Source organism: Comamonas antarctica, assembly GCF_013363755.1.
Classification (GTDB): domain Bacteria; phylum Pseudomonadota; class Gammaproteobacteria; order Burkholderiales; family Burkholderiaceae_C; genus Comamonas; species Comamonas antarctica.
Window position 1 is genome coordinate 3,062,807 of sequence record NZ_CP054840.1, and the last position, 20,694, is coordinate 3,083,500.

The 20,694-nt window shown below is 63.9% G+C and carries 19 protein-coding genes; 2 read left to right on the forward strand and 17 right to left on the reverse strand.

Annotated features, from left to right (window positions below; genetic code table 11):
- The first annotated feature begins 22 nt into the window (after nt 1-22).
- Nucleotides 23-1,945, forward strand: a complete 1,923-nt coding sequence (locus HUK68_RS14155) for a choice-of-anchor I family protein (protein ID WP_175504751.1) — start codon at nt 23-25, stop codon at nt 1,943-1,945.
- A gap of 37 nt (nt 1,946-1,982) precedes the next feature.
- On the forward strand, nt 1,983-3,116 hold the full coding sequence (locus HUK68_RS14160) for a lipocalin-like domain-containing protein (protein ID WP_175504752.1): 1,134 nt from the start codon (nt 1,983-1,985) through the stop codon (nt 3,114-3,116).
- Here HUK68_RS14160 and HUK68_RS14165 read toward each other — a convergent pair whose 3' ends face one another.
- The 17 genes from HUK68_RS14165 to nuoG all read right to left on the reverse strand — a co-directional run bounded on the left by HUK68_RS14165 (nt 3,117) and on the right by nuoG (nt 20,683).
- Nucleotides 3,117-4,067: a radical SAM protein gene (locus HUK68_RS14165; protein WP_175504753.1), complete on the reverse strand. Its 951-nt coding sequence runs from the start codon at nt 4,065-4,067 to the stop codon at nt 3,117-3,119.
- A gap of 5 nt (nt 4,068-4,072) precedes the next feature.
- The gene (locus tag HUK68_RS14170; RefSeq protein WP_175504754.1) at nt 4,073-4,294 is read right to left on the reverse strand and encodes an Os1348 family NHLP clan protein; all 222 of its coding nucleotides are present in this window, start codon (nt 4,292-4,294) and stop codon (nt 4,073-4,075) included.
- A 336-nt stretch (nt 4,295-4,630) separates the two neighbouring features.
- The gene (locus HUK68_RS14175) at nt 4,631-5,614 is read right to left on the reverse strand and encodes a branched-chain amino acid ABC transporter permease (RefSeq protein ID WP_175504755.1); all 984 of its coding nucleotides are present in this window, start codon (nt 5,612-5,614) and stop codon (nt 4,631-4,633) included.
- A gap of 12 nt (nt 5,615-5,626) precedes the next feature.
- Nucleotides 5,627-6,511, reverse strand: coding sequence for a branched-chain amino acid ABC transporter permease (locus HUK68_RS14180; RefSeq protein WP_175504756.1), 885 nt, complete (start codon nt 6,509-6,511; stop codon nt 5,627-5,629).
- Between the two features lie 154 nt (nt 6,512-6,665).
- Nucleotides 6,666-7,862, reverse strand: a complete 1,197-nt coding sequence (locus HUK68_RS14185; RefSeq protein ID WP_175504757.1) for an ABC transporter substrate-binding protein — start codon at nt 7,860-7,862, stop codon at nt 6,666-6,668.
- A gap of 76 nt (nt 7,863-7,938) precedes the next feature.
- Entirely contained in the window at nt 7,939-8,670 is a 732-nt protein-coding gene (locus HUK68_RS14190) for an ABC transporter ATP-binding protein (protein WP_175504758.1), read from the reverse strand.
- Between the two features lies 1 nt (nt 8,671).
- Nucleotides 8,672-9,442, reverse strand: coding sequence for an ABC transporter ATP-binding protein (locus HUK68_RS14195; protein WP_175504759.1), 771 nt, complete (start codon nt 9,440-9,442; stop codon nt 8,672-8,674).
- A 320-nt stretch (nt 9,443-9,762) separates the two neighbouring features.
- Nucleotides 9,763-10,227 carry a DUF1178 family protein gene (locus HUK68_RS14200; RefSeq protein WP_175504760.1) on the reverse strand — a complete coding sequence of 155 codons (465 nt, stop codon included), beginning with the start codon at nt 10,225-10,227 and terminating at the stop codon, nt 9,763-9,765.
- 28 nt (nt 10,228-10,255) lie between these two features.
- Nucleotides 10,256-10,561 (reverse strand): DUF2818 family protein, encoded by a 306-nt coding sequence (locus HUK68_RS14205; protein ID WP_175504761.1) that lies wholly within the window; start codon nt 10,559-10,561, stop codon nt 10,256-10,258.
- A 178-nt stretch (nt 10,562-10,739) separates the two neighbouring features.
- Nucleotides 10,740-12,233 (reverse strand): NADH-quinone oxidoreductase subunit NuoN, encoded by a 1,494-nt coding sequence (gene nuoN, locus HUK68_RS14210; protein ID WP_175504762.1) that lies wholly within the window; start codon nt 12,231-12,233, stop codon nt 10,740-10,742.
- Between the two features lie 175 nt (nt 12,234-12,408).
- Nucleotides 12,409-13,884 (reverse strand): NADH-quinone oxidoreductase subunit M, encoded by a 1,476-nt coding sequence (locus HUK68_RS14215; RefSeq protein WP_175504763.1) that lies wholly within the window; start codon nt 13,882-13,884, stop codon nt 12,409-12,411.
- Nucleotides 13,885-13,897: 13 nt separating this feature from the next.
- Complete coding sequence (gene nuoL, locus HUK68_RS14220) at nt 13,898-15,931, reverse strand: NADH-quinone oxidoreductase subunit L (RefSeq protein ID WP_175504764.1); 2,034 nt, start codon at nt 15,929-15,931, stop codon at nt 13,898-13,900.
- Nucleotides 15,932-15,960: 29 nt separating this feature from the next.
- Nucleotides 15,961-16,269, reverse strand: coding sequence for an NADH-quinone oxidoreductase subunit NuoK (gene nuoK / locus HUK68_RS14225; protein WP_175504765.1), 309 nt, complete (start codon nt 16,267-16,269; stop codon nt 15,961-15,963).
- A complete protein-coding gene (locus HUK68_RS14230) occupies nt 16,266-16,940 on the reverse strand; it encodes an NADH-quinone oxidoreductase subunit J (RefSeq protein ID WP_175504766.1) in 675 nt (224 codons plus the stop codon). The genes nuoK and HUK68_RS14230 overlap by 4 nt, the downstream gene beginning before the upstream one ends.
- A gap of 33 nt (nt 16,941-16,973) precedes the next feature.
- Nucleotides 16,974-17,483, reverse strand: coding sequence for an NADH-quinone oxidoreductase subunit NuoI (gene nuoI, locus HUK68_RS14235; protein WP_175504767.1), 510 nt, complete (start codon nt 17,481-17,483; stop codon nt 16,974-16,976).
- A 12-nt stretch (nt 17,484-17,495) separates the two neighbouring features.
- Nucleotides 17,496-18,572 carry an NADH-quinone oxidoreductase subunit NuoH gene (gene nuoH / locus HUK68_RS14240; RefSeq protein WP_175504768.1) on the reverse strand — a complete coding sequence of 359 codons (1,077 nt, stop codon included), beginning with the start codon at nt 18,570-18,572 and terminating at the stop codon, nt 17,496-17,498.
- The gene (nuoG, locus tag HUK68_RS14245; RefSeq protein WP_175504769.1) at nt 18,569-20,683 is read right to left on the reverse strand and encodes an NADH-quinone oxidoreductase subunit NuoG; all 2,115 of its coding nucleotides are present in this window, start codon (nt 20,681-20,683) and stop codon (nt 18,569-18,571) included. The genes nuoH and nuoG overlap by 4 nt, the downstream gene beginning before the upstream one ends.
- Nucleotides 20,684-20,694 lie beyond the last annotated feature (11 nt).

Genomic DNA, 20,694 nt, shown 5'->3' on the forward strand with positions numbered 1-20,694 from the left:
ATTCCATCCCGTCCTGCCCACCATGGTCTCTTCCCTGCGTTCGCTGCCCCGTGTCCACACCCGTCTGTTTGCGCTGAGCATTCTCGCCACGGCCCTGCTTGCTGCCTGCGGCGGCAGCGATTCGCCGCAAGCCGAAGTCACGCCTCCTCCCGTGGTGGTCACGCCGCCAGTGGTGGATCCGGCTCCCGAAGTGGAAGCCACGCCGCGCACCGTGATGCTGGAGAAGATCGGCAACTTCGCCACCGGCGAATTCGTCAAGAGCGCCGCGGAAATCACCGCCTACGATGCCGCCAGCAAGCGCAGCTTCGTGGTCAATGCGCTGGCTGGTGCCGTCGACGTGCTGGACCTGAGCAACCCCACGGCGCCGGTCAAGGTCGGCCGCATCGAAGGCACGGCCGTGCTGGCCGGCGCCGAGATCAACAGCGTGGCGGTGCGCGACGGCATCGTGGCCGTGGCCATGCAGGCACCGGTGAAGACCGACATCGGCCGCATGGCGCTCTACAGCGCCAGCACGCTGGAGCTGATCAGCCAGGTCGAAGTCGGCGCGCTGCCCGACATGGTGACCTTCAGCCCCGATGGCCGCTATGTGCTGGTCGCCAACGAAGGCGAGCCCAGCGACGACTACCAGATCGATCCCGAAGGCTCGATCAGCGTGATCGACATCAGCGATGCCAAGAAGCCCGTGGCGCGCATTGCCGGCTTCACGCAATACAACGGCCAGGAAGCCGCACTGCGCGCGCGCGGCGTGCGCATCTTCGGCCCCAACGCCACGGCCGCCAAGGACTTCGAACCTGAATACATCGCCGTGTCGGCCGACAGCCGCACCGCCTGGGTCACGCTGCAGGAGAACAATGCCATCGCGCGTGTCGACCTGGCTTCGGCCAAGGTGATTTCCGTGACCGCGCTGGGCTACAAGGACAACAGCCTCGAAGCCAACGCGCTCGACATCCAGGACGAAGACGGCAAGATCAACATCGCCACCTGGGGCGGCCTGCGCAGCCTCTACATGCCCGACAGCATTGCCGCCTACGAAGCCGGCGGCAAGACCTATCTGGTCACGGCCAACGAAGGCGACGCACGCGCCTGGGGCGAAGACAACCCGGCCTACGTCAACGGCGACACCAGCAAGGGCTTCATGGAGGAATTCCGTGTCAAGCACCTGACCAATGCCAAGGGCTGGAGCGGCCGCAAGGGCGACGACCTGCCCGCGCACCTGAACGCCATCGCCGCGGGCGGCCTGCTCAACCCCGCGACGTTTGCGTACTGCGGCGCGGCCGCCGGCACCCCCGGCAAGTGCCGCGACGACGACATGCTCGGCCGCCTCAAGGTCACCTGGACCCAGGGCTACCAGCAGAACCCCGACGGCTCGCCCGTCAAGTACACCGCGGCCGGCGTGCCCAGCGCCACCGGCGACCGCATCATGTACGACAACCTGTATGCGTTTGGCGGCCGCTCGTTTGCGATCTGGGACGACAATGGCGCGCTGGTCTGGGATTCGGGCGCGGCCATCGAGAAGTTCCTGGCCAGCGACGCCTGCAAGCTGGGCAGCGCGCGCAGCATCCCCTGCAAGACCTACTTCAACACCGGCCACGATGCCCTGGCCAAGGCCGATGCACGCAGCAGCGCCAAGGGCCCCGAGCCCGAAGGCCTGGCCGTGGGCAGGATCGGCGACAAGACGTTTGCGTTTGTCGGCCTGGAGCGCATGGGCGGCGTGCTGGTGTATGACATCACCAACCCGCGCGCGCCGGTGCAGATGGACTACCTGAACACGCGCGAGAACTGGGAGCTCGATCCCGAGAAGAACCTCGACAAGGTCGGCGACCTGGGCCCCGAAGGCCTGCACTTCGTGCCCGCGGCCAAGTCGCCCAATGGCAAGCCGCTGCTGATCGTCGGCAACGAAGTCAGCGGCACCACCGCGATCTTCCAGCTCAACATGACCTACTGAGCCCTGGCGGCGGGCATGCGCTACATTGGCAGCTGCCATGCCTGCCGTCCGCCTGCCGTTTCCTGACTCCCGCCGCCGCTGGCTGCTGATCCACGCCGCGGCCGGCGCCAGCGCGCTGGCGCTGCCGTTTTGCGCGAGCGCCTTGCCACCGCGCAGCCTGGAGTTTCCGCGCGACTTCGGCAGCCACCCCGAACGGGGCACCGAATGGTGGTACATCACCGGCCACGTCCAGGCCCAGGGGCGGCTGCTGGGTTTCCAGCTGACCTTCTTCCGCTCGCGCGTTCCTTCCACGCAGAAGCTGCGCTCGGCATTTGCCGCGCGCCAGCTGGTGTTTGCCCATGCGGCGCTGACCGATGTCGCGGGCAAGCGCCAGCTGCATGCGCAGCGCAGCGCCCGCGAAGGCATGGGCCTGGCGCATGCCCGGGAAAGCGATACGGATGTGCAGCTGGGCAACTGGTGGCTGCGCCGCGCACCCTCTGCTTCAGGCACGGCCGCGCAAGCCAGCCGCTATGAAGCGCATATCGCTGGCGACGGCTTCGATCTGGAACTGCAGCTGCAGACCACCCAGCCGCTACTGCTGCAAGGCAGCGCCGGCCTCTCGCGCAAGGGCCCCGACGAAGCCCAGGCAAGCTACTACTACAGTCAGCCCCAGCTGTCCGTCGCCGGCTACATCACGCTGGACGGCCGGAAACTTGCCATCGACGCGGGCGCTGCCAACCGCGCCTGGCTCGACCATGAAGTCAGCGACGCCCTGCTCCACCCCGAAGCCGAAGGCTGGGACTGGATAGGCATGAACCTGGACGACGGCAGTGCCCTCACCGCCTTCCACCTGCGCCGCCCCGACGGCAGCGCGCTCTGGGCCGGAGGCTCCTGGCGCGCGCCTGGACAGGCCGCGCGGATCTTCGGCGCCGAGGAGGTGGTGTTCACGCCGCTGCGCTGGTGGACCAGCCCCGACAGCCGGGCGCGCTATCCCGTCGAATGGCGCGTCGCCACGCCCGCCGGCGATTGGAAAGTCGAGGCCCTGCTCGACGCCCAGGAACTCGACAGCCGTGCCTCGACGGGAACGATTTACTGGGAAGGCCTTTGCACGCTGCGCGAGGCCGAAAGCGGCCAACTCCGCGGCCGCGGCTACCTGGAAATGACAGGGTATGCCGGAAAGCTCAGGCTTTGATCAGGCGCCGCGACGGGCCTCATACACCGCATACAACTCGTCGAAAGCCTCCTGCTCGGCTTGTTCCTTCAGCCGCGCGGCCATTTCGGTGTCCTTGAACAGGTCATGGCACAGGTGGCACTGGTCCACATAGCCCAAAGCCTGCGGCACGAAACCGGCGGCCACGGCCGTGCCGACAAAAGACACGGGACCGCTTTTCCACAGCTTGCGCATGACCGGGGAATGCGCGAACCGCGCCGCGACATCCTGCGGATTTTCCGCAATCGTGCCCAACTGCAGTGCCTCGAGATGCCCTGCCGTATTGCAGCAAGGAATATAGCGGCCATCCGCAGACACCGACAGCACCGCATTGGGACAAGTGCCCCTGGGCATCTTGCTGCGCAAAATCAGTGAACTGGCCTTCATTTTCCCGGCCCATCCCACGGGATGGCAAGGAATCTCACGGCAGGTGATATTCACCAGGTCATCGGCATGCCTGCGAATGAAATCAAACATGCGCTCGCTCTTGCGGGTGGCCACATATTTCAACTCGATTTCAAGATGCGCTTCGATGCAGGCATTCACTGCATTGACGACGCATTGGTCATCGATGTATTTTTTGTGGAATGTATCGGTGGATGCCACCAGCTTGTGCACGCCCGCAGCCTGGACCTGGCGCACGATGGAGCGCGCTTGGTCCATGTCCTGCGCCCAATAACAGTTGGTTTTCACGGATACTCTGGCGCCTTTTTGCGTCGCGTATGCAATGACTTCCAGCAGATCGGCGAGGTACAGAAAGGCCTCGCCACCCGACAGCCCGATGCTGGGCCTTTTCCCATCCCAGAACGCGCCATCGATGATGTTCTTTATGTCGTCGTTGGACATGAGACGCGCTGCGTCTGGTGCGGAAGAAACCGCGCAGTGCGCACACGAAGCATTGCAGGTATTCCATAGAAGAATGCCGATATTCATAAGCGTCACTCGTCCAGGCTCTGCTTGTAAATATGCACCCACTTGGAGTCGCGTATGTCGTCGTTTAAAAGCGGTTTGCTCCAGTCTATCGACTTGAGCGCCGCCTTTTCTTCGTCCGTCAAATTGTATTGATCGATGATTTCCGCGAAATCCTGGCCCAGGTCTCTTCGGAATTCAGCATCAGCAATTGCCTTGCGGATGATTTCCTTGACAGCATTTTCCGACATGAGGCCTCCCGTTGAAAAAACGATTCGATCGTATTTCAATAAAAACCGCAATCGACGGGCCAATCATGAATTGACAGCACCGAATCGTTTCAAATGGAATTGCAATAATTGCGGCGTCGGAGAAGAAATGAATGACGCTGGTTGCCAAGAAAGCGAAAATTCGACCTCGCGCATCTCATGGGCTTTGTTGCGCAAATGGGTAGGCATATGGATTCAGCAAGCCGCAGCCGGTCCATGAACACCCCGTTCTTCGACATGGACAGGCTGCAAAAAAGCCCTGGCTGCCGGTCAGTACCGGATCACCAGGGCTGCAGGTGGTGCGCACACCGCGCGCGTTTACGTCTTCTTCCGCGCCAGCCACGCGTTGATCTCGCCCATGATCCCGCGCCGGAAAGCCAGCACGCAGACCACGAAGATCAGCCCGGTGACGATGGTCACCGACTCGCCCAGCGTATTGAACCATTCGAAGCCAGTGATGCGGCCGAGGAAGGTGCCCAGCTCGCCAATCTTGTTCTCGATCAGCACCACCACGGCCGACCCGACCAGCGGACCCGACAGCGTGCCCAGACCGCCCATCAGCGTCATCAGCACCACATGGCCCGAGGTGGTCCAGTGCGCATCGGACAGCGTGGCAAAGCCCAGCACCACGGTTTTCAGCGAGCCGGCCAGGCCCGTCAGCGCGGCGGACAGCACGAAGGCCAGCAGCTTGAAGCGCGTGGTGTCATAGCCCAGCGAAATCGCACGCGGCTCGTTTTCCTTGATGGCCTTGAGCACCTGGCCAAACGGCGAATGCACGGTGCGCACGATCAGCAGGAACGCCGCCACGACGATGACCAGGGCCACGTAATACATGGTCAGGTCGCTCGACAGGTCGATGACGCCAAACAGCTTGCCGCGCGGCACGCCCTGCAAGCCGTCCTCGCCGCCGGTCTGCGGCACCTGCAGGCAGACGAAGAACACCATCTGCGCCAGCGCCAGCGTGATCATCGAGAAATAAATGCCCTGGCGGCGGATCGCGAGCCAGCCGAACAGCAGGCCCAGCAGCGCGCCGCCCAGCGTGCCCAGCAGCATGCCCAGCTCCGGCGACAGGCCCCAGGTCTTCATGCTGTAACCCGTGAGATAGGCCGCCGTGCCCAGGAAGGCTGCGTGTCCGAACGACAGCAGGCCGGTATAGCCCAGCAGCAGGTTGAATGCCGCGGCAAACAGTGCGAAGCACATCAGCTTCATCACGAATACCGGGTAGGCGCCGACAAATGGCGCGACGATCAGGCCCAGCAGCAGCAGGCCATAGCCAATTCTTGCAAGAAGCTTGGTGTTCATGTTCTAAGCCCCTTATTTTTCTTTACCGAACAGGCCGGCGGGGCGGATCAGAAGAACGATGACCATGATGACGAACACCACGGTCGAGGAAGCCTGGGGATAGAAAACCTTGGTCAGGCCCTCGATCACGCCCAGGGCCAGGCCGGTGACGATGGCGCCCATGATCGAGCCCATGCCGCCGATCACCACCACGGCAAACACGACGATGATCAGGTTCTGCCCCATCAGCGGTGTGACCTGGTAGACCGGCGCCGCCAGCACGCCGGCAAAGGCCGCCAGGCCCGCCCCGAACGCATAGGTCAGCGTGATCATCACCGGTACATTGACACCGAAGGCTTCGACCAGGCGCGGGTTCTCGGTGCCTGCGCGCAGGTAGGCCCCCAGGCGCGTCTTCTCGATCACGAACCAGGTTGCAAGGCACACCGTCACCGAGGCCAGCACCACCCAGGCGCGGTAGTTGGGCAGCATCATGAAGCCCAGGTCGGTGGCGCCTTCGAGCAACTCGGGCGTGTCGTAGCCCAGGCCGGACACGCCGTAGACCGAGCGGAACACGCCTTCGATCAGCAGCGACAGCCCCAGCGTCAGCAGCAGTCCGTAGAGGTGGTCGAGGCGGTAGATCCAGCGCAGCAGGAAGCGCTCGATCAGCACGCCCAGCAGCCCCACCAGCAGCGGCGCGACCAGCAGCATCACCCAGTAGTTGATGCCGAAGTAGTTCATCGCCATCCAGGTACTGACGGCCCCCAGCATGAACAGCGCCCCATGTGCGAAATTGATCACATTGAGCAGGCCGAAGATCACGGCCAGGCCCAGGCTCAAGATGGCATAGAACGAGCCGTTGACCAGCCCCAGCAGGAGCTGGCTCATCAGGCCCGGCAAAGAAACACCAAGAATTTCCATGGGGTATACGCGAAAGGGTGAAGGAGATGATGGCGCGTGCAGCGGGCGCGTGCAGCGACTTACACGGCCCTTGAGACTAGGCGCATTGCCGCAGACAGTGCGGATAGCACGGCAAGGCAAGGCAACGACGTATCAAGGGTCGTGTCAGTCGCTGTCACTTCCAGGAGGCGCACTTGGTTTCGGCCTTGGTGGTCCAGACCTGGTCGGCGGGCAGCGTCGACAGCACCTTCAGGTAGTCCCAGGGCTTCTTCGATTCGGACGCCTTCTTGACTTCCACCAGGTACATGTCATGCGCATAGGTGCCGTCGGGGCGGATATTGCCCTTGGCGTAGAAGTCCGACAGCGGCGTGCTCTTGAGGTAGGCCATGACCTTGTCGGCATCGGTGGTCTTGACCGCCTGCACGGCCTTCAGATACTGCGTCACGGCCGAATAGTCGGCGGCCTGCACGTCGGTGGGCATGCGCTTGGTCTTGGCGAAGAACTTGTTGGCAAACGCGCGCGATGCGTCGTTCATGTCCCAGTACCAGCTGGTGGTGTGCAGCAGGCCTTCGGTGTTCTTCAGGCCCAGGCTGTGGATGTCGGTCAGGAACACCAGCAAGCCGGCAGTCTTCATCGACTTGTTGATGCCGAATTCCTTGGCCGCCTTGATGGCGTTGATGGTGTCGCCGCCGGCATTGGCCAGGCCCAGGATCTGCGCCTTGGACGACTGCGCCTGCAGCAGGAAGGACGAGAAGTCCGACGCATTGAGCGGGTGCTTGACGCTGCCCAGCACCTTGCCGCCCTTGGCCTTGATCACGGCCGTGGTGTCGCTTTCGAGCGCCTGGCCGAACGCGTAATCGGCCGTCAGGAAGAACCAGTCCTTGCCGCCGCGGTCCACGACCGCGCCGCCCGTGCCCTTGGCCAGCGCCACGGTGTCATAGGCATAGTGCACGGTGTAGGCATTGCACTGCTCGTTGGTCAGCGCCGACGAGCCCGCGCCGTTGTTGAAGTGCACGCGCTTCTTTTCGGCCGCGACCTGCGACACGGCCAGCGCCGTGCCCGAGTTGGTGCCGCTGAAAACCAGCGTCACGCCCTGGGTGTCGATCCATTCGCGCGCCTTGCTGGCGGCGATGTCGGCCTTGTTCTGGTGGTCGGCAGACACCAGCTCGATGGGCTGGCCCAGCACCTTGCCGCCGAAATCATCGATGGCCATCTGCATGGCCAGCGCGCCGTTCTTGCCCTCGACGTCGGCATACAGCCCGGACATGTCGGTGATGAAGCCGATCTTCACTTTTTCCTGGGCCTGGGCCAGCGGGCTCAGCAGACCTGCAGCAGCCAATACGCACGCCAGCGTGGTCATGGAAGTCTTCATGGAATATCTCCTGGATGGATAAAGGCGAGGGACAGGGAAAAACAGGGCCGCAGCGCGGTCCCGAAACACCACCGGGCTACACGCCCAGCAATTCGTTGAGCACGGGCATCTTGGCCTGCAGCTCGCCGGCGCCGAAACGCTCGACGATGCGGCCGTGCTCCATGACATAGAAGCGGTCGGCCAGCGGCGCGGCAAAGTGGAAGTTCTGCTCCACCATGACCACCGTGTAGCCCTTTTCGCGCAGCGCGGTGATCATGCGCGCCAGCGCCTGCACGATCACGGGCGCCAGGCCTTCGGAGATCTCGTCGAGCAGCAGCAGCCGCGCGCCGGTGCGCAGGATGCGCGCCACGGCCAGCATCTGCTGCTCGCCACCGGACAAGCGCGTGCCCTGGCTGTGGCGGCGCTCGGCCAGATTGGGGAACATGGCATAGATCTCCTCGACCGACATGCCCTTCTCGCCGGTCTTGAGCTCGGGCGGCAGCAGCAGGTTCTCCTCGCAGCTCAGGCTGGAGAAGATGCCGCGCTCCTCGGGGCAGTAGCCCAGGCCCAGATGCGCGATGCGGTGCGTGGGCAGGTGGATGGTTTCAACGCCGTTGACCTTGACCGATCCCTTGCGCGCACCCGTGAGGCCCATGACCGCGCGCAGCGTCGAGGTGCGGCCCGCGCCGTTGCGGCCCAGCAGCGTCACCACTTCGCCGGGCTGCACCGTCATGTCAACGCCATGCAGCACATGCGATTCGCCATACCAGGCCTGCAGGCCCTTGATCTCAAGCGCCGGCTGGCTGTTGTTGTTCTGGTTCACGGCCATCTCAATGTGCTCCTTGCAGTTGGCCATCGGTGGTGCCCATATAGGCTTCCATCACCTTCGCGTTGCTCGACACTTCGGCATACGGTCCTTCGGCCAGCACCGCACCGCGCTGCAGCACCGTGATGCAGTCGGCAATGCTCGACACGACCTTCATGTTGTGTTCCACCATCAGGATGGTTCGGCCGGCCGAGACCTTCTTGATCAGCTGGGTCACGCGGTCCACGTCCTCATGGCCCATGCCTTGCGTGGGTTCGTCCAGCAGCATCAGCTCGGGCTCCATGGCCAGCGTGGTCGCGATCTCGAGCGCGCGCTTGCGGCCATAGGGCAGGTTCACCGTGAGTTCATGCGCCAGGTGCTCGAGATTGACCTCGGCCAGCAGTTCCATGGCGCGCGCGTTGAGCTGGTCCAGGGTCTTCTCGCTGCGCCAGAAGTGGAAGGCCGTGCCCAGCTTGCGCTGCAGGCCCACGCGCACGTTCTCCAGCAGCGTGAGATGCGCGAACACCGCCGAGATCTGGAACGAGCGGATCACGCCGCGGCGCGCGATCTGCGACGGCTGGGCGCGCGTGATGTCTTCGCCGTTGAAGCGGATGCTGCCCGACGTCGGTTCGAGGAACTTCGTCAGCAGGTTGAAACAGGTGGTTTTTCCCGCGCCGTTGGGGCCGATCAACGCATGGATGGCGCCGCGGCGGACCGACAGGTTTACATCGCTGACCGCGGTGAATCCCTTGAACTCTTTGGTCAGGTGGCTGGTCTCAAGAATGACGTCGCTCATGTGCGCTCTGGCCGCTCCGGTAGATGCTGCAAAACCGTCCCGGAACCGGCAATCTGCCGCCCGGGGGGAATATGCGTTGCATCGTATGCCGCGACCTCTGGCGGGACACTGGGGCAACTACCTTGGTACAAACGCTAAAGCGCCGGTCTGGCAAGAAGAGCATGCGGATGCCGGCTTGACGCCATCAGGTCCGGCAGCGAAGTGGCTGCAAACATCCGGGCAGCGGCACCCGGCGAAAAATGTTGCCTTCCTTGTCTTGAAACAACATTTTCATGCGCTCCTCAGGGAAAGCGACATTCCCGCGCGTGCTTGCCAGGACCTTATTGCAGGGTTTTCTTGGCCGTTTCGGCCAGGGCCAGGGGCATCACGCCAATGCCCTCCTCCAGCAGTTCCACCGCCTGCTCGACCGTGGCCTGGCCGCGGATGGCGCGCGCCTCGGTCTCGCCATGGTGCATGCGCCTGGCCTCGGCGGCAAAGCGCTCGCCCACATCCTCGGACTTGGCCACCAGTTCACGCGACGCACGCAACCAGGCGGCCTGCAGGGCGCGGCGCGAGGCTGCAGCTTCGGCTGGCGCCGGGCCTGGGGATTGAGGGGCCGGACCGGCCGCCGGTGCCTGGGCGCCCAGGTTCAGGCGCGGCGCGCTGAGGCGCTTTTCAATGCGGGCATCGCCGCACATCGGACATTGCACGAGCGCGCGTGCCTTCTGCGACTGGAAGTCGTCCTCCGACGCAAACCAGCCTTCGAAGACATGGCCGTGCTGGCAGTTGAGATCCAGGACCTTCATGGTGAATCACCGGGCACGCCCCGGCTGCTCAATGCCGGTGCTTGACCAGATACCGGTAAACGAAGCCGGGGAAGCCCAGCGTCAGGAAGAGTGTAGCGGTGATCGCATAGAACTCCCAGCCCTGGGGCGCGATCTGCCCGACGCGCTGCTCGAGCAGGCGCGCCAGCCCGCCGACGAGAAAATACAGCAGCAGCATTTCCACCAGCCGCATCGCCAGCGGCTTGCGCCCGGGCGCAACCGGCCCCGCGATGAACCAGCGGTGATTGACGAATGGCAAATTGGCGGCCACCAGGGCCGCCAATATCACCAGCCAGATGGAGGCTGTTTGCGTCACAGGCAATTCTTTCACAAAAAATCTTCAGGCCCAGAAACAGGCATGCCCCAGCAAAGGGGCAGCGAGTAAGGGCCGCTAGGCGGCCCCCCCGCACCGAGGCTGCCGTCCCTAAGCGGGCCTCCCCCTCCACCGAAGGTTGAGAGGGGGAAGCGGCGACAGCCGCTCAGGGGGGTGCTTCTTATGATGCCAGCGCGCGCACGATGGCGTCGGCACACAGCGACATCAGGCCGCCCGGCACCAGGCCCAGGATCAGCACCAGCGCGCCATTGACGCTCAACACCATGCGCACATCCAGCGGAGCGGACACGCTGGTCGCGGTGATTGGAGCATCGAAGTACATGACCTTGACGACACGCAGGTAATAGAACGCGCCGATCAGCGACATGACCACCGCGAACACGGCGAGCGCGATGTACAGGCTCTGGCCCGAAGCCACCAGCGATTGCAGCACCGCGAGCTTGGCGTAGAAGCCGACCAGCGGCGGGATACCGGCCATCGAGAACATGCAGATCGCCATCACGCCGGCATACAGCGGGCTGCGCTGGTTCAGGCCGGCCAGGTCGGAAATCTCCTCGCTCTCGAAGCCTTCGCGCGCCAGCAGCAGTACCACGCCGAAGGTGGCGAGCGTGGTCAGCACATAGGTGATGACGTAGAACATCGCCGAGCTGTAAGCGTTTTCGACCGTGGCGGGATCCACGTTGCCGTTGACCACGCCGGACAGCAGGCCCAGCAGCACGAAGCCCATCTGCGAGATGGTCGAGTAGGCCAGCATGCGCTTGAGGTTGCTCTGGCCGATAGCGGCCAGGTTACCGATCAGCAGCGAGCCGATGGCCAGCACCGCCAGCATCTGCTGCCAGTCGATGGCCAGCGGCAGCAGGCCGTCGACCAGCAGGCGGATGGTCATGGCAAACGCGGCCAGTTGGGGCGCGCCGCCGATCAGCAGCGTCACCGCCGTGGGAGCGCCCTGGTAGACGTCGGGCAGCCACATGTGGAAAGGCACCGCGCCCATCTTGAAAGCCAGGCCGGCCACGACGAACACCAGGCCGAACACCAGCACCTGGTGGCGGATCTCGCCGGAGTTGATGGCGCGGAACACCTGGCCGATATCGAGCGAACCCGTGGCGCCGTAGATCATCGACATGCCATACAGCAGGAAGCCGCTGGCAATCGCGCCGAGCACGAAGTACTTCATCGCGGCTTCGACGGCAACCTCGTTGTCGCGGCGCAGCGCGACCAGCGCGTAGCTGGCCAGCGTCATCAGTTCCAGGCCGAGATACAGCATCAGGAAGTTGTTGCCCGAGATCATGATGAACATGCCCAGCAGCGCGAACAGCGACAGCGTGAACAGTTCGCCGCCGCGCAGCATGTCGCGGTCGGCCGCGTAGGGACGCGCATAGACCAGCGTGACCATCATGGCCACGGAGGCGAAGCACTTGAGCCAGTTGCCCATGGCATCGCTGACGACCATGTTGCCCCAGCCGTAGAAGGTCTGGCCGCTCGCGGCATAGAAGCCCTGCAGCACGGCCACCACGGCCAGGGTGAGCAGCGTCAGCACATAGGTAGCGGTGCGGCGCGGGCTGTGCACGCCCAGGTCGACCAGGGCGATCACGCATGCCATGACCAGGAGAATGATCTCCGGGTAGATCGCAAGCCAGCTGATGTTGTCAATCATCTCGAATCTCTCATTCAGTTATCCATTGCACTACGTGGCGCGACGCTCATGCAACAGGCAGCCCCCAACTCAGGGACATCGAGGAAGGGCCGCCCCGCACCGAGGATGTCGTCCCCCTCCACCGAAGGATGAGAGGGGGAAGCGGCAAAGCCGCACAGGGGGTGCTTCATTTGTCTCAGGGAAGCTTGGATGCGGCGACCTGCTGCAGCAGCTGGGCCACGGAGACATCCATCACGTCCGTGAAGGGCTTGGGGTACACGCCCATGTAGAGCACGGCTGCCGCGAGCACTGCCAGCACGAGGAACTCGCGGGCATTGATGTCGGTCAGGCCGCGCACGTTGTCGTTGGCCACCGGGCCCAGGTAGACGCGCTTGTACATCCACAGCGTGTAGCTGGCGCCGAAGATCAGTGCCGTGGCAGCGCCCAGGCCGATCCAGAAGTTGAACTTCACCGCACCCAGGATCACCATCCACTCGCCGACGAAGCCGGCCGTCGCGGGCAAGCCGCAGTTGGCCATCGCGAAGAACAGCGCGAACGCTGCGAACTTGGGCATGGTGTTGACCACGCCGCCGTAGGCCGCGATCTCACGCGAATGCACGCGGTCGTACAGCACGCCGATCGACAGGAACATCGCGCCCGACACGAAGCCGTGGGCAATCATCTGCACCAGGCCGCCGGAGACGCCCAGGTCGTTGAAGATGAAGAAGCCCAGCGTCACGAAGCCCATGTGCGCGACGGACGAATAGGCCACCAGCTTCTTCATGTCCTTTTGCACCAGCGCCACCATCGCCACGTAGATCACGGCAATCAGCGACAGCGCGATCATCAGCCACGCCCATTCGCGCGTGGCGTCGGGAGCGATGGGCATGGAGAAGCGCAGGAAACCATAGGCGCCGAGCTTGAGCATGATGGCCGCCAGCACGGCCGAGCCGCCGGTGGGCGCCTCGACGTGCACGTCGGGCAGCCAGGTGTGCACCGGCCACATCGGCACCTTCACCGCGAACGCGGCGAAGAAGGCAAAGAACAGCAGCGTCTGCGCGGTGGCCGACAGCGGCATCGCCTGCCAGGTCTTGATGTCGAAGCTGCCGCCCGACTGCACGTACAGGTAGATCAGCGCGATCAGCATCAGCAGCGAGCCGAGCAGCGTATACAGGAAGAACTTGAACGCCGCGTAGATCTTGTTCGGGCCGCCCCAGATACCGATGATCAGGTACATCGGAATCAGCGTGGCTTCGAAGAACACGTAGAACAGCATGCCGTCGAGCGCGCTGAACACACCGATCATCAGGCCCGACAGGATCAGGAACGCGGCCATGTACTGGTTCACGCGTTCGGTGATCGACTCCCAGGAGGCAATCACCACGATCACCGTGATGAAGGCCGTCAGCGGCACGAACCAGAACGACAGGCCGTCGACACCGAGGTGGTAGTTGACGTTGAAGCGCTCGATCCACATCGCCTTCTCGACGAACTGCGCAGCAGCCGTCGCGTTATCGAACCCCTGGTACAGCGGCAGCGTGACCGCAAAGCCGACCAGGGCACCGACCAGCGCGAGCCAGCGCACGGCACGTGCGTGCTCGTCGCGGCCCAGGGCCAGCAGCAGGACACCGAAGGCAATCGGGATCCAGATGGCAAGACTCAACAAACCCATTTTTGTTCTTCCCTTACTTGTTGAGCCACACGAAGTAGGTCATGAGCAGGAAGATGCCCAGGATCATGACCAACGCGTAGTGGTAGATATAGCCGGTCTGCAGGGCGCGGGCCCAGGCAGCGATGCGGGCCACGAGCTTCCAGGAGCCGTTGACCAGGCCGCCATCGATGATGGTCTGGTCGCCGACCTTCCACAGCGTCGTGCCCAGGGCACGCGTGCCGCGCGCCAGCACGTTCTCGTTGAACCAGTCGAGGTAGTACTTGTTCTCGAGCAGGTTGAAGATCGGCATGCAGCGGCGCTTGATGGCGGCCGGCAGCGCCGGGTTGACCATGTACATGTAGTACGCGAGCACCACGCCGGCCAGGGCCAGCCAGAACGGAGCGGTCTGCAGGCCGTGGATGGCCATCGCGAACGCGCCGTGGAAGATGCCTTCGATGCCAGCCATCGCGCCGTGCTTGCTGCCGTCGACGGTGATCACGCCGTCGAAGAACGGGCCGAACAGCATGTGCTCGATCGCGAAGTAGCCGATGAACACCGAGGGAATCGCCAGCAGTACCAGCGGCACCGTCACGACCCAGGGCGACTCGTGCGGCTTGGCATCGTGGCCGTGGCCGTGGTGGTCGTCGTGCGCATGGTGGTCGTCATGGTGCGCGTCGGGGTTCTGGTCGTAGCGTTCCTTGCCGTGGAAGACCAGGAAGTACATGCGGAACGAGTAGAACGCGGTCACGAACACGCCGGCCAGCACCGCGAAGTGCGCGAAACCGGCCGCGGGCAGCTGGCTGAAGTGCACCGCCTCGATGATCATGTCCTTCGAGTAGAAGCCCGAGAACAGCGGCGTGCCGATCAGGGCCAGCGAGCCCAGCAGCGAGGTGATCCAGGTGATGGGCATGTACTTGCGCACGCCACCCATCCAGCGCATGTCCTGGTTGTGGTGCAGGCCCATGATGACCGAGCCGGCTCCAAGGAACAGCAGTGCCTTGAAGAACGCGTGCGTCATCAGGTGGAACACCGCGACCGAGTAGGCCGAGGCGCCCAGCGCGACGGTCATGTAGCCCAGCTGCGACAGCGTCGAGTAGGCCACGACGCGCTTGATGTCGGTCTGGATGATGCCCAGGAAGCCCATGAACAGCGCGGTGATGGCACCGATGATCAGGATGAAGTTCAGCGCGGTGTCGGACAGCTCGAACAGCGGCGACATGCGCGACACCATGAAGATGCCGGCCGTCACCATCGTCGCGGCGTGGATCAGCGCGGAGATCGGGGTCGGGCCTTCCATCGAGTCAGGCAGCCACACGTGCAGCGGGAACTGCGCCGACTTGCCCATCGCGCCGATGAACAGGCAGATGCAGATCACGGTGATCAGCATCCAGTCCGTGCCGGGGAAGCTCAGGGCGCCGAGTTCCTGCGACTTGGCGAAGATCTCGGTGTAGTTCAGCGTGCCGGCATAGGCGCCGATCAGGCCGATGCCCAGGATGAAGCCGAAGTCGCCGACACGGTTGACCAGGAAGGCCTTCATGTTGGCGAAGATTGCCGTCGGCTTGTTGTACCAGAAGCCGATCAGCAGGTACGACACCAGGCCCACCGCTTCCCAGCCGAAGAACAGCTGCAGCAGGTTGTTGCTCATCACCAGCATCAGCATGGAGAAGGTGAACAGCGAGATGTACGAGAAGAAGCGGTTGTAGCCGTCGTCTTCGTGCATGTAGCCGATGGTGTAGAGGTGGACCATCAGCGAGACGAAGGTCACGACGACCATCATCATCGCGGTGATGCTGTCGACCATGAAGCCGACTTCCATCTTCAGCGTGCCGACCTGCATCCAGGTGTAGAGCGTCTGATTGAAGCTGGCGCCGTCCATCATCACGCTCTTGAGCGTGAACGCGGAAATGACGAAGGCGATGAACACGCCGAGGATGGTCAGCGTGTGGCTGGCGGCGCGGCCGATGCGGTTGCCGCCGAAGGCCGTGCCGAACAGGCCGGCAAGCGCCGAGCCCACCAGCGGTGCCAGGGGCACGGCCAGCAGGGTGGATGCGGAGAGGGTTTGACTCATTGCTGGAGAACCTTGCGAGTTGCGGCCGCTCAACCCTTGAGGGTGTTGAGATCTTCCGCGTTGATGCTGGACTTGGCACGGAACAGCAACACCAGGATGGCCAGGCCAATCGCCGATTCGGCAGCGGCCACGGTCAGGATGAAGAACACGAACACCTGTCCGTGCATGTCACCCAGATAGTGGGAGAAGGCCACGAAGTTCATGTTCACGGCCAGCAGCATCAGCTCGATGGCCATGAGCAGAACGATGAGGTTCCTGCGGTTCAGAAAGATGCCGATGACAGCGATGGCGAACAGCATCGCCCCCAGTGTCAGGAAGTGCCCGAGTGTGAGCGTCATGCCTTTGTCTCCTGCGCAGCGGCGTCGCCGGCGCCGTCTTGTACCTGCGGCGCCTGCGTGGCCGCCACCTTCACCAGGCGCACGCGGTCAGCGGCGCGCACACGGATCTGCTCGGAGGGATTGATGGCCTTGCTGTCCTTGCGCTTGCGCAGCGTCAGGGCAATCGCGGCAATCATCGCCACCAGCAGGATCGAGGCCGCGATTTCCACCGGGTACAGGTACTCGGTGTAGAGCAGGCGGCCCAGCTCCTTGGTGTTCGAATAGGGCTCGGGCTGGCCGGCGGCGTTGAGCACCGTGGTCGCAATGGCCTTGGGCTCGTCGATGCTGCTGAAGCCGCCCATGAGCACCATGCCCATTTCAAAGACGATCAGCACGCCGATGAAGGCAGCCAGCGGGAAGTGCTTCCAGAAGCCCTGGCGCAGCGCGTCGATGCGGATGTCCAGCATCATCACCACGAACAGGAACAGCACCATCACCGCGCCCAGGTACACGAGCACCAGCGCGATGGCCAGGAATTCAGCCTTGAGCAGCAGCCAGATCGCCGCGGCCTGGGAGAAAGCCAGGATCAGGTTGAGCACGGCGTGCACGGGGTTGCGCGCCGTGACCACGCGGAACGAGGCCACGAGCAGCACCACCGCGAACAGATAGAAAAAAGCAGTTTTGGCGTCCATGAATCGAGTCTTCTTGGGTGTTCAGGCGCCGCTTCAGCGGTACTTGGCATCGGCTGCGCGCGCAGCGGCGATGTCGGCTTCGTAGCGGTCGCCAACGGCCAGCAACATGTCCTTGGTGAAGTACAGGTCACCGCGTTTTTCGCCGTGGTATTCAAAGATGTGCGTCTCGACGATCGAGTCGACCGGGCAGCTCTCTTCGCAGAAGCCGCAGAAGATGCACTTTGTGAGGTCGATGTCGTAGCGGTTGGTGCGGCGCGAGCCGTCCTCGCGCACTTCCGACTCGATGGTGATGGCCATCGCGGGGCACACCGCCTCGCACAGCTTGCACGCGATGCAGCGCTCTTCGCCGTTGTCGTAACGGCGCAGCGCATGCAGACCGCGAAAACGCGGCGACAGGGGCGTCTTCTCTTCGGGGAACTGCACCGTCACCTTGCGGCGGAATGCGTAGCGACCCGTGAGCGACATGCCCTTGACCAGCTCCCAGAGCATGAAGCTCTTGAAGAAATCCTTGACCGAAAAAGATGTAGCAGCAACAGCAGCCATTTGTGTCCCCGCTTAATTCCAGATGTTCCAAGGCGAGTGCAACCAGGCACCCACGATGACCAGCCACACCAGGGTGACCGGGATAAAGATCTTCCAGCCCAGACGCATGATCTGGTCGTAACGGAAGCGCGGGAAGGTGGCGCGGATCCAGATGAACATCGACACGACGACAAAGGTCTTGATACCGAGCCAGATCCAGCCGGGGATGAACGACAGGAAGTCGAACGGAGGCAGCCAGCCGCCGAGGAACATCAGCACGGCGAGGATCGACACCAGCCACATGCTGGCGTATTCGGCCAGGAAGAACACCGCAAAGCCCATGCCCGAGTACTCGACCATGTGGCCGGCCACGATTTCGGCTTCGCCTTCGACGACGTCGAACGGATGGCGGTTGGTTTCGGCCACGCCCGAGATCAGGTAGACGATGAAGATCGGCAGCAGCGGCAGCCAGTTCCACGACAGGATGCCCATGCCCAGGTTGGCGGCCATGCCCGTGCCCTGGCTCACGACGATGGCCGTGAGGTTCATGCTGCCCGAGACCATGATCACCACCAGGAAGCAAAAGCCCATGGCGATTTCATAGCTGACCATCTGCGCCGAGGCGCGCAGTGCGCCCAGGAAGGCGTACTTCGAGTTCGAAGCCCAGCCCGCAATGATCACGCCATAGACTTCGATCGACGTGATGGCCATGATCAGCAGGATGCCGGCGTTGACGTTGGCCAGCGCGACATCGGGACCGAAGGGAATCGCCACCCAGCCGGCGAGTGCCGGCATGATGGCCATGACCGGGCCCAGGAAGAACAGGCCCTTGCTCGCGGCCGTCGGCTGGATGATTTCCTTGGTCAGCAGCTTGATGCCGTCGGCCAGGGGTTGCAGCAGGCCGAACGGGCCGACGCGGTTGGGACCATGGCGCACCTGCATGAAGCCCAGCAGCTTGCGCTCCCACAGCGTCAGGTAGGCGACGGCGCCCATCAGCGGCGCGACGATGGCGACGATCTTCAGCAGGATCCAGAGCACGGGCCAGACCACGGCGGTCCACCAGCCACCCGAGAACAGGCCCAGGCCGCCGTTGTAGAGGGCGTCGATCATGCGGCACCTCCGTCACGGGCCAGACGTGCGTCGGCCGTCAGTTGCAGGGACGTCGCGCGGCGCACCAGGCCGTCGAGCTGATAGATGCTGGCCACGACCGGATCGGCCATGGCTTCGCGGCGCACGGCCACGGCAGCGGTCGCAGCATTGTTCAAGATCTCGGCAGGCACCAGTTCGGCTCCTTGGGCAATTTCCGCCAGCACTTCCTGCGCGGTTTCGTAGGCCATGCCGGGCACGCCCAGCAGATTGGCCAGCACGCGCAGCACCTTCCAGCCCGGACGCGTATCGCCCAGCGGGCGCACCACGGCGTGGAAGCTCTGGATGCGGCCTTCGGCGTTGACGAACGTACCCGGGGTTTCCGAGAACGGCGCGATGGGCAGCAGCACGTCGCTGATGTCCAGATTGGTCTTGAACGGGCTCAGCGTGACCACCATCTGCGCACCGGCCAGGCCGTTGGCACCGGCGGCCGCGTCGAACGCGGGTTCGGTATTGAACAGCAGCGCTGCCTTAAGGCCGCCGGCGGCGAGCATCTGGCCCGCATTGAGGCCACCGGTCTGCGGCTGGGCCTTGACCCACTGCGCGCCGACGGTGTTGGCGGCTTCGGTCAGGTAGCCGACGCTGGCGCCGGTCTGCGCGCCGATCCACTGCGCCAGGGCCAGCAGGCCGGACGCATGGGCATGGTGCGCTGCGGCATTGCCCAGCAGGATGGCCTTGCGTTCGCCCGACAGCAGGGCCTTGGCAATCGCCTGGGCCTGGTCGTTCGAAGCTGCGGCCTGCACGGGGGCGTCGACGCCCTTTTCCTGGGCCACGGCAGCGGCCACATCGGCCAGTGCCTGCTCCCAGTCGGCGGCATTCACCACCGATTGCGCGGCGGGCATGGCCCAGTCGTATTCGCGGGCGTTGATCGCATGCACCTGGGCGCCCTTGCGGGTCGCCTGGCGGATGCGCTGGGCAAACAGCGGATGGTCCTTGCGCAGGTTCGAACCCACGACCAGCACCGACTGCAGCTGCGACAGCGAGGCAATCGAGGTGCCCAGCCATTGCACGCCGGCGGTGGCCGCGAACTCGGCGTGGCGCAGGCGGTGGTCGATGTTGTCGCTGCCCAGGCCGCGCAGCAGCTGTGCGGCCAGGTGCAGTTCCTCAAGCGTGCTGTGCGGGCTGACCAAGGCGCCGATGGCATTCGCGCCATGGTCCTGCTTGATCTGCTGCAGGCCGTTGGCCACGTATTCCAGCGCGGTCTGCCAGTCGACCTCGCGCCACTCGCCGCCCTGCTTGAGCATGGGGCGGGTCAGGCGGTCGGCGCTTTCGAGCGCTTCATACGAGAAGCGGTCGCGGTCGGCGATCCAGCATTCGTTGACGGCGTCGTTTTCCAGCGGCAGCACGCGCAGCACGCGGTGGTTCTTGACCTGAACGATCAGGTTGGCACCGGTCGAATCATGCGGGCTCACCGACTTGCGGCGCGACAGCTCCCAGGTACGGGCCTGGTAGCGGAAGGGCTTGCTGGTCAGCGCGCCGACCGGGCAGATGTCGATCATATTGCCCGACAGCTCGGAGTCGATCGTGTCTCCGGCCACCGTGGTGATCTCGGAATGCTCGCCGCGGTTGATCATGCCCAGTTCCATCACGCCGGCCACTTCCTGGCCAAAGCGCACGCAACGGGTGCAGTGGATGCAGCGCGTCATTTCCGCCATGGAAACCAGCGGGCCGACGTTCTTGTTCAGAACGACGCGCTTTTCTTCCTCATAGCGCGAGCTGCTGCCGCCGTAACCCACGGCCAGATCCTGCAGCTGGCATTCGCCGCCCTGGTCGCAGATCGGGCAATCCAGCGGGTGATTGATGAGCAGGAATTCCATGACCGACTGCTGCGCGGTGATGGCCTTCTGGCTCTTGGTGCGCACGATCATGCCCTGCGTCACCGGGGTGGCGCAGGCCGGCATGGGCTTGGGTGCCTTTTCGACATCGACCAGGCACATGCGGCAGTTGGCCGCGATGGAAAGCTTCTTGTGGTAGCAGAAGTGAGGGATGTAGGTACCGGCCTTCTCGGCGGCATGCATGACCATGCTGCCCTCGGTAATCTCTACCTTCTGACCGTCCAGTTCAATTTCAACCATATGCTTGTCTC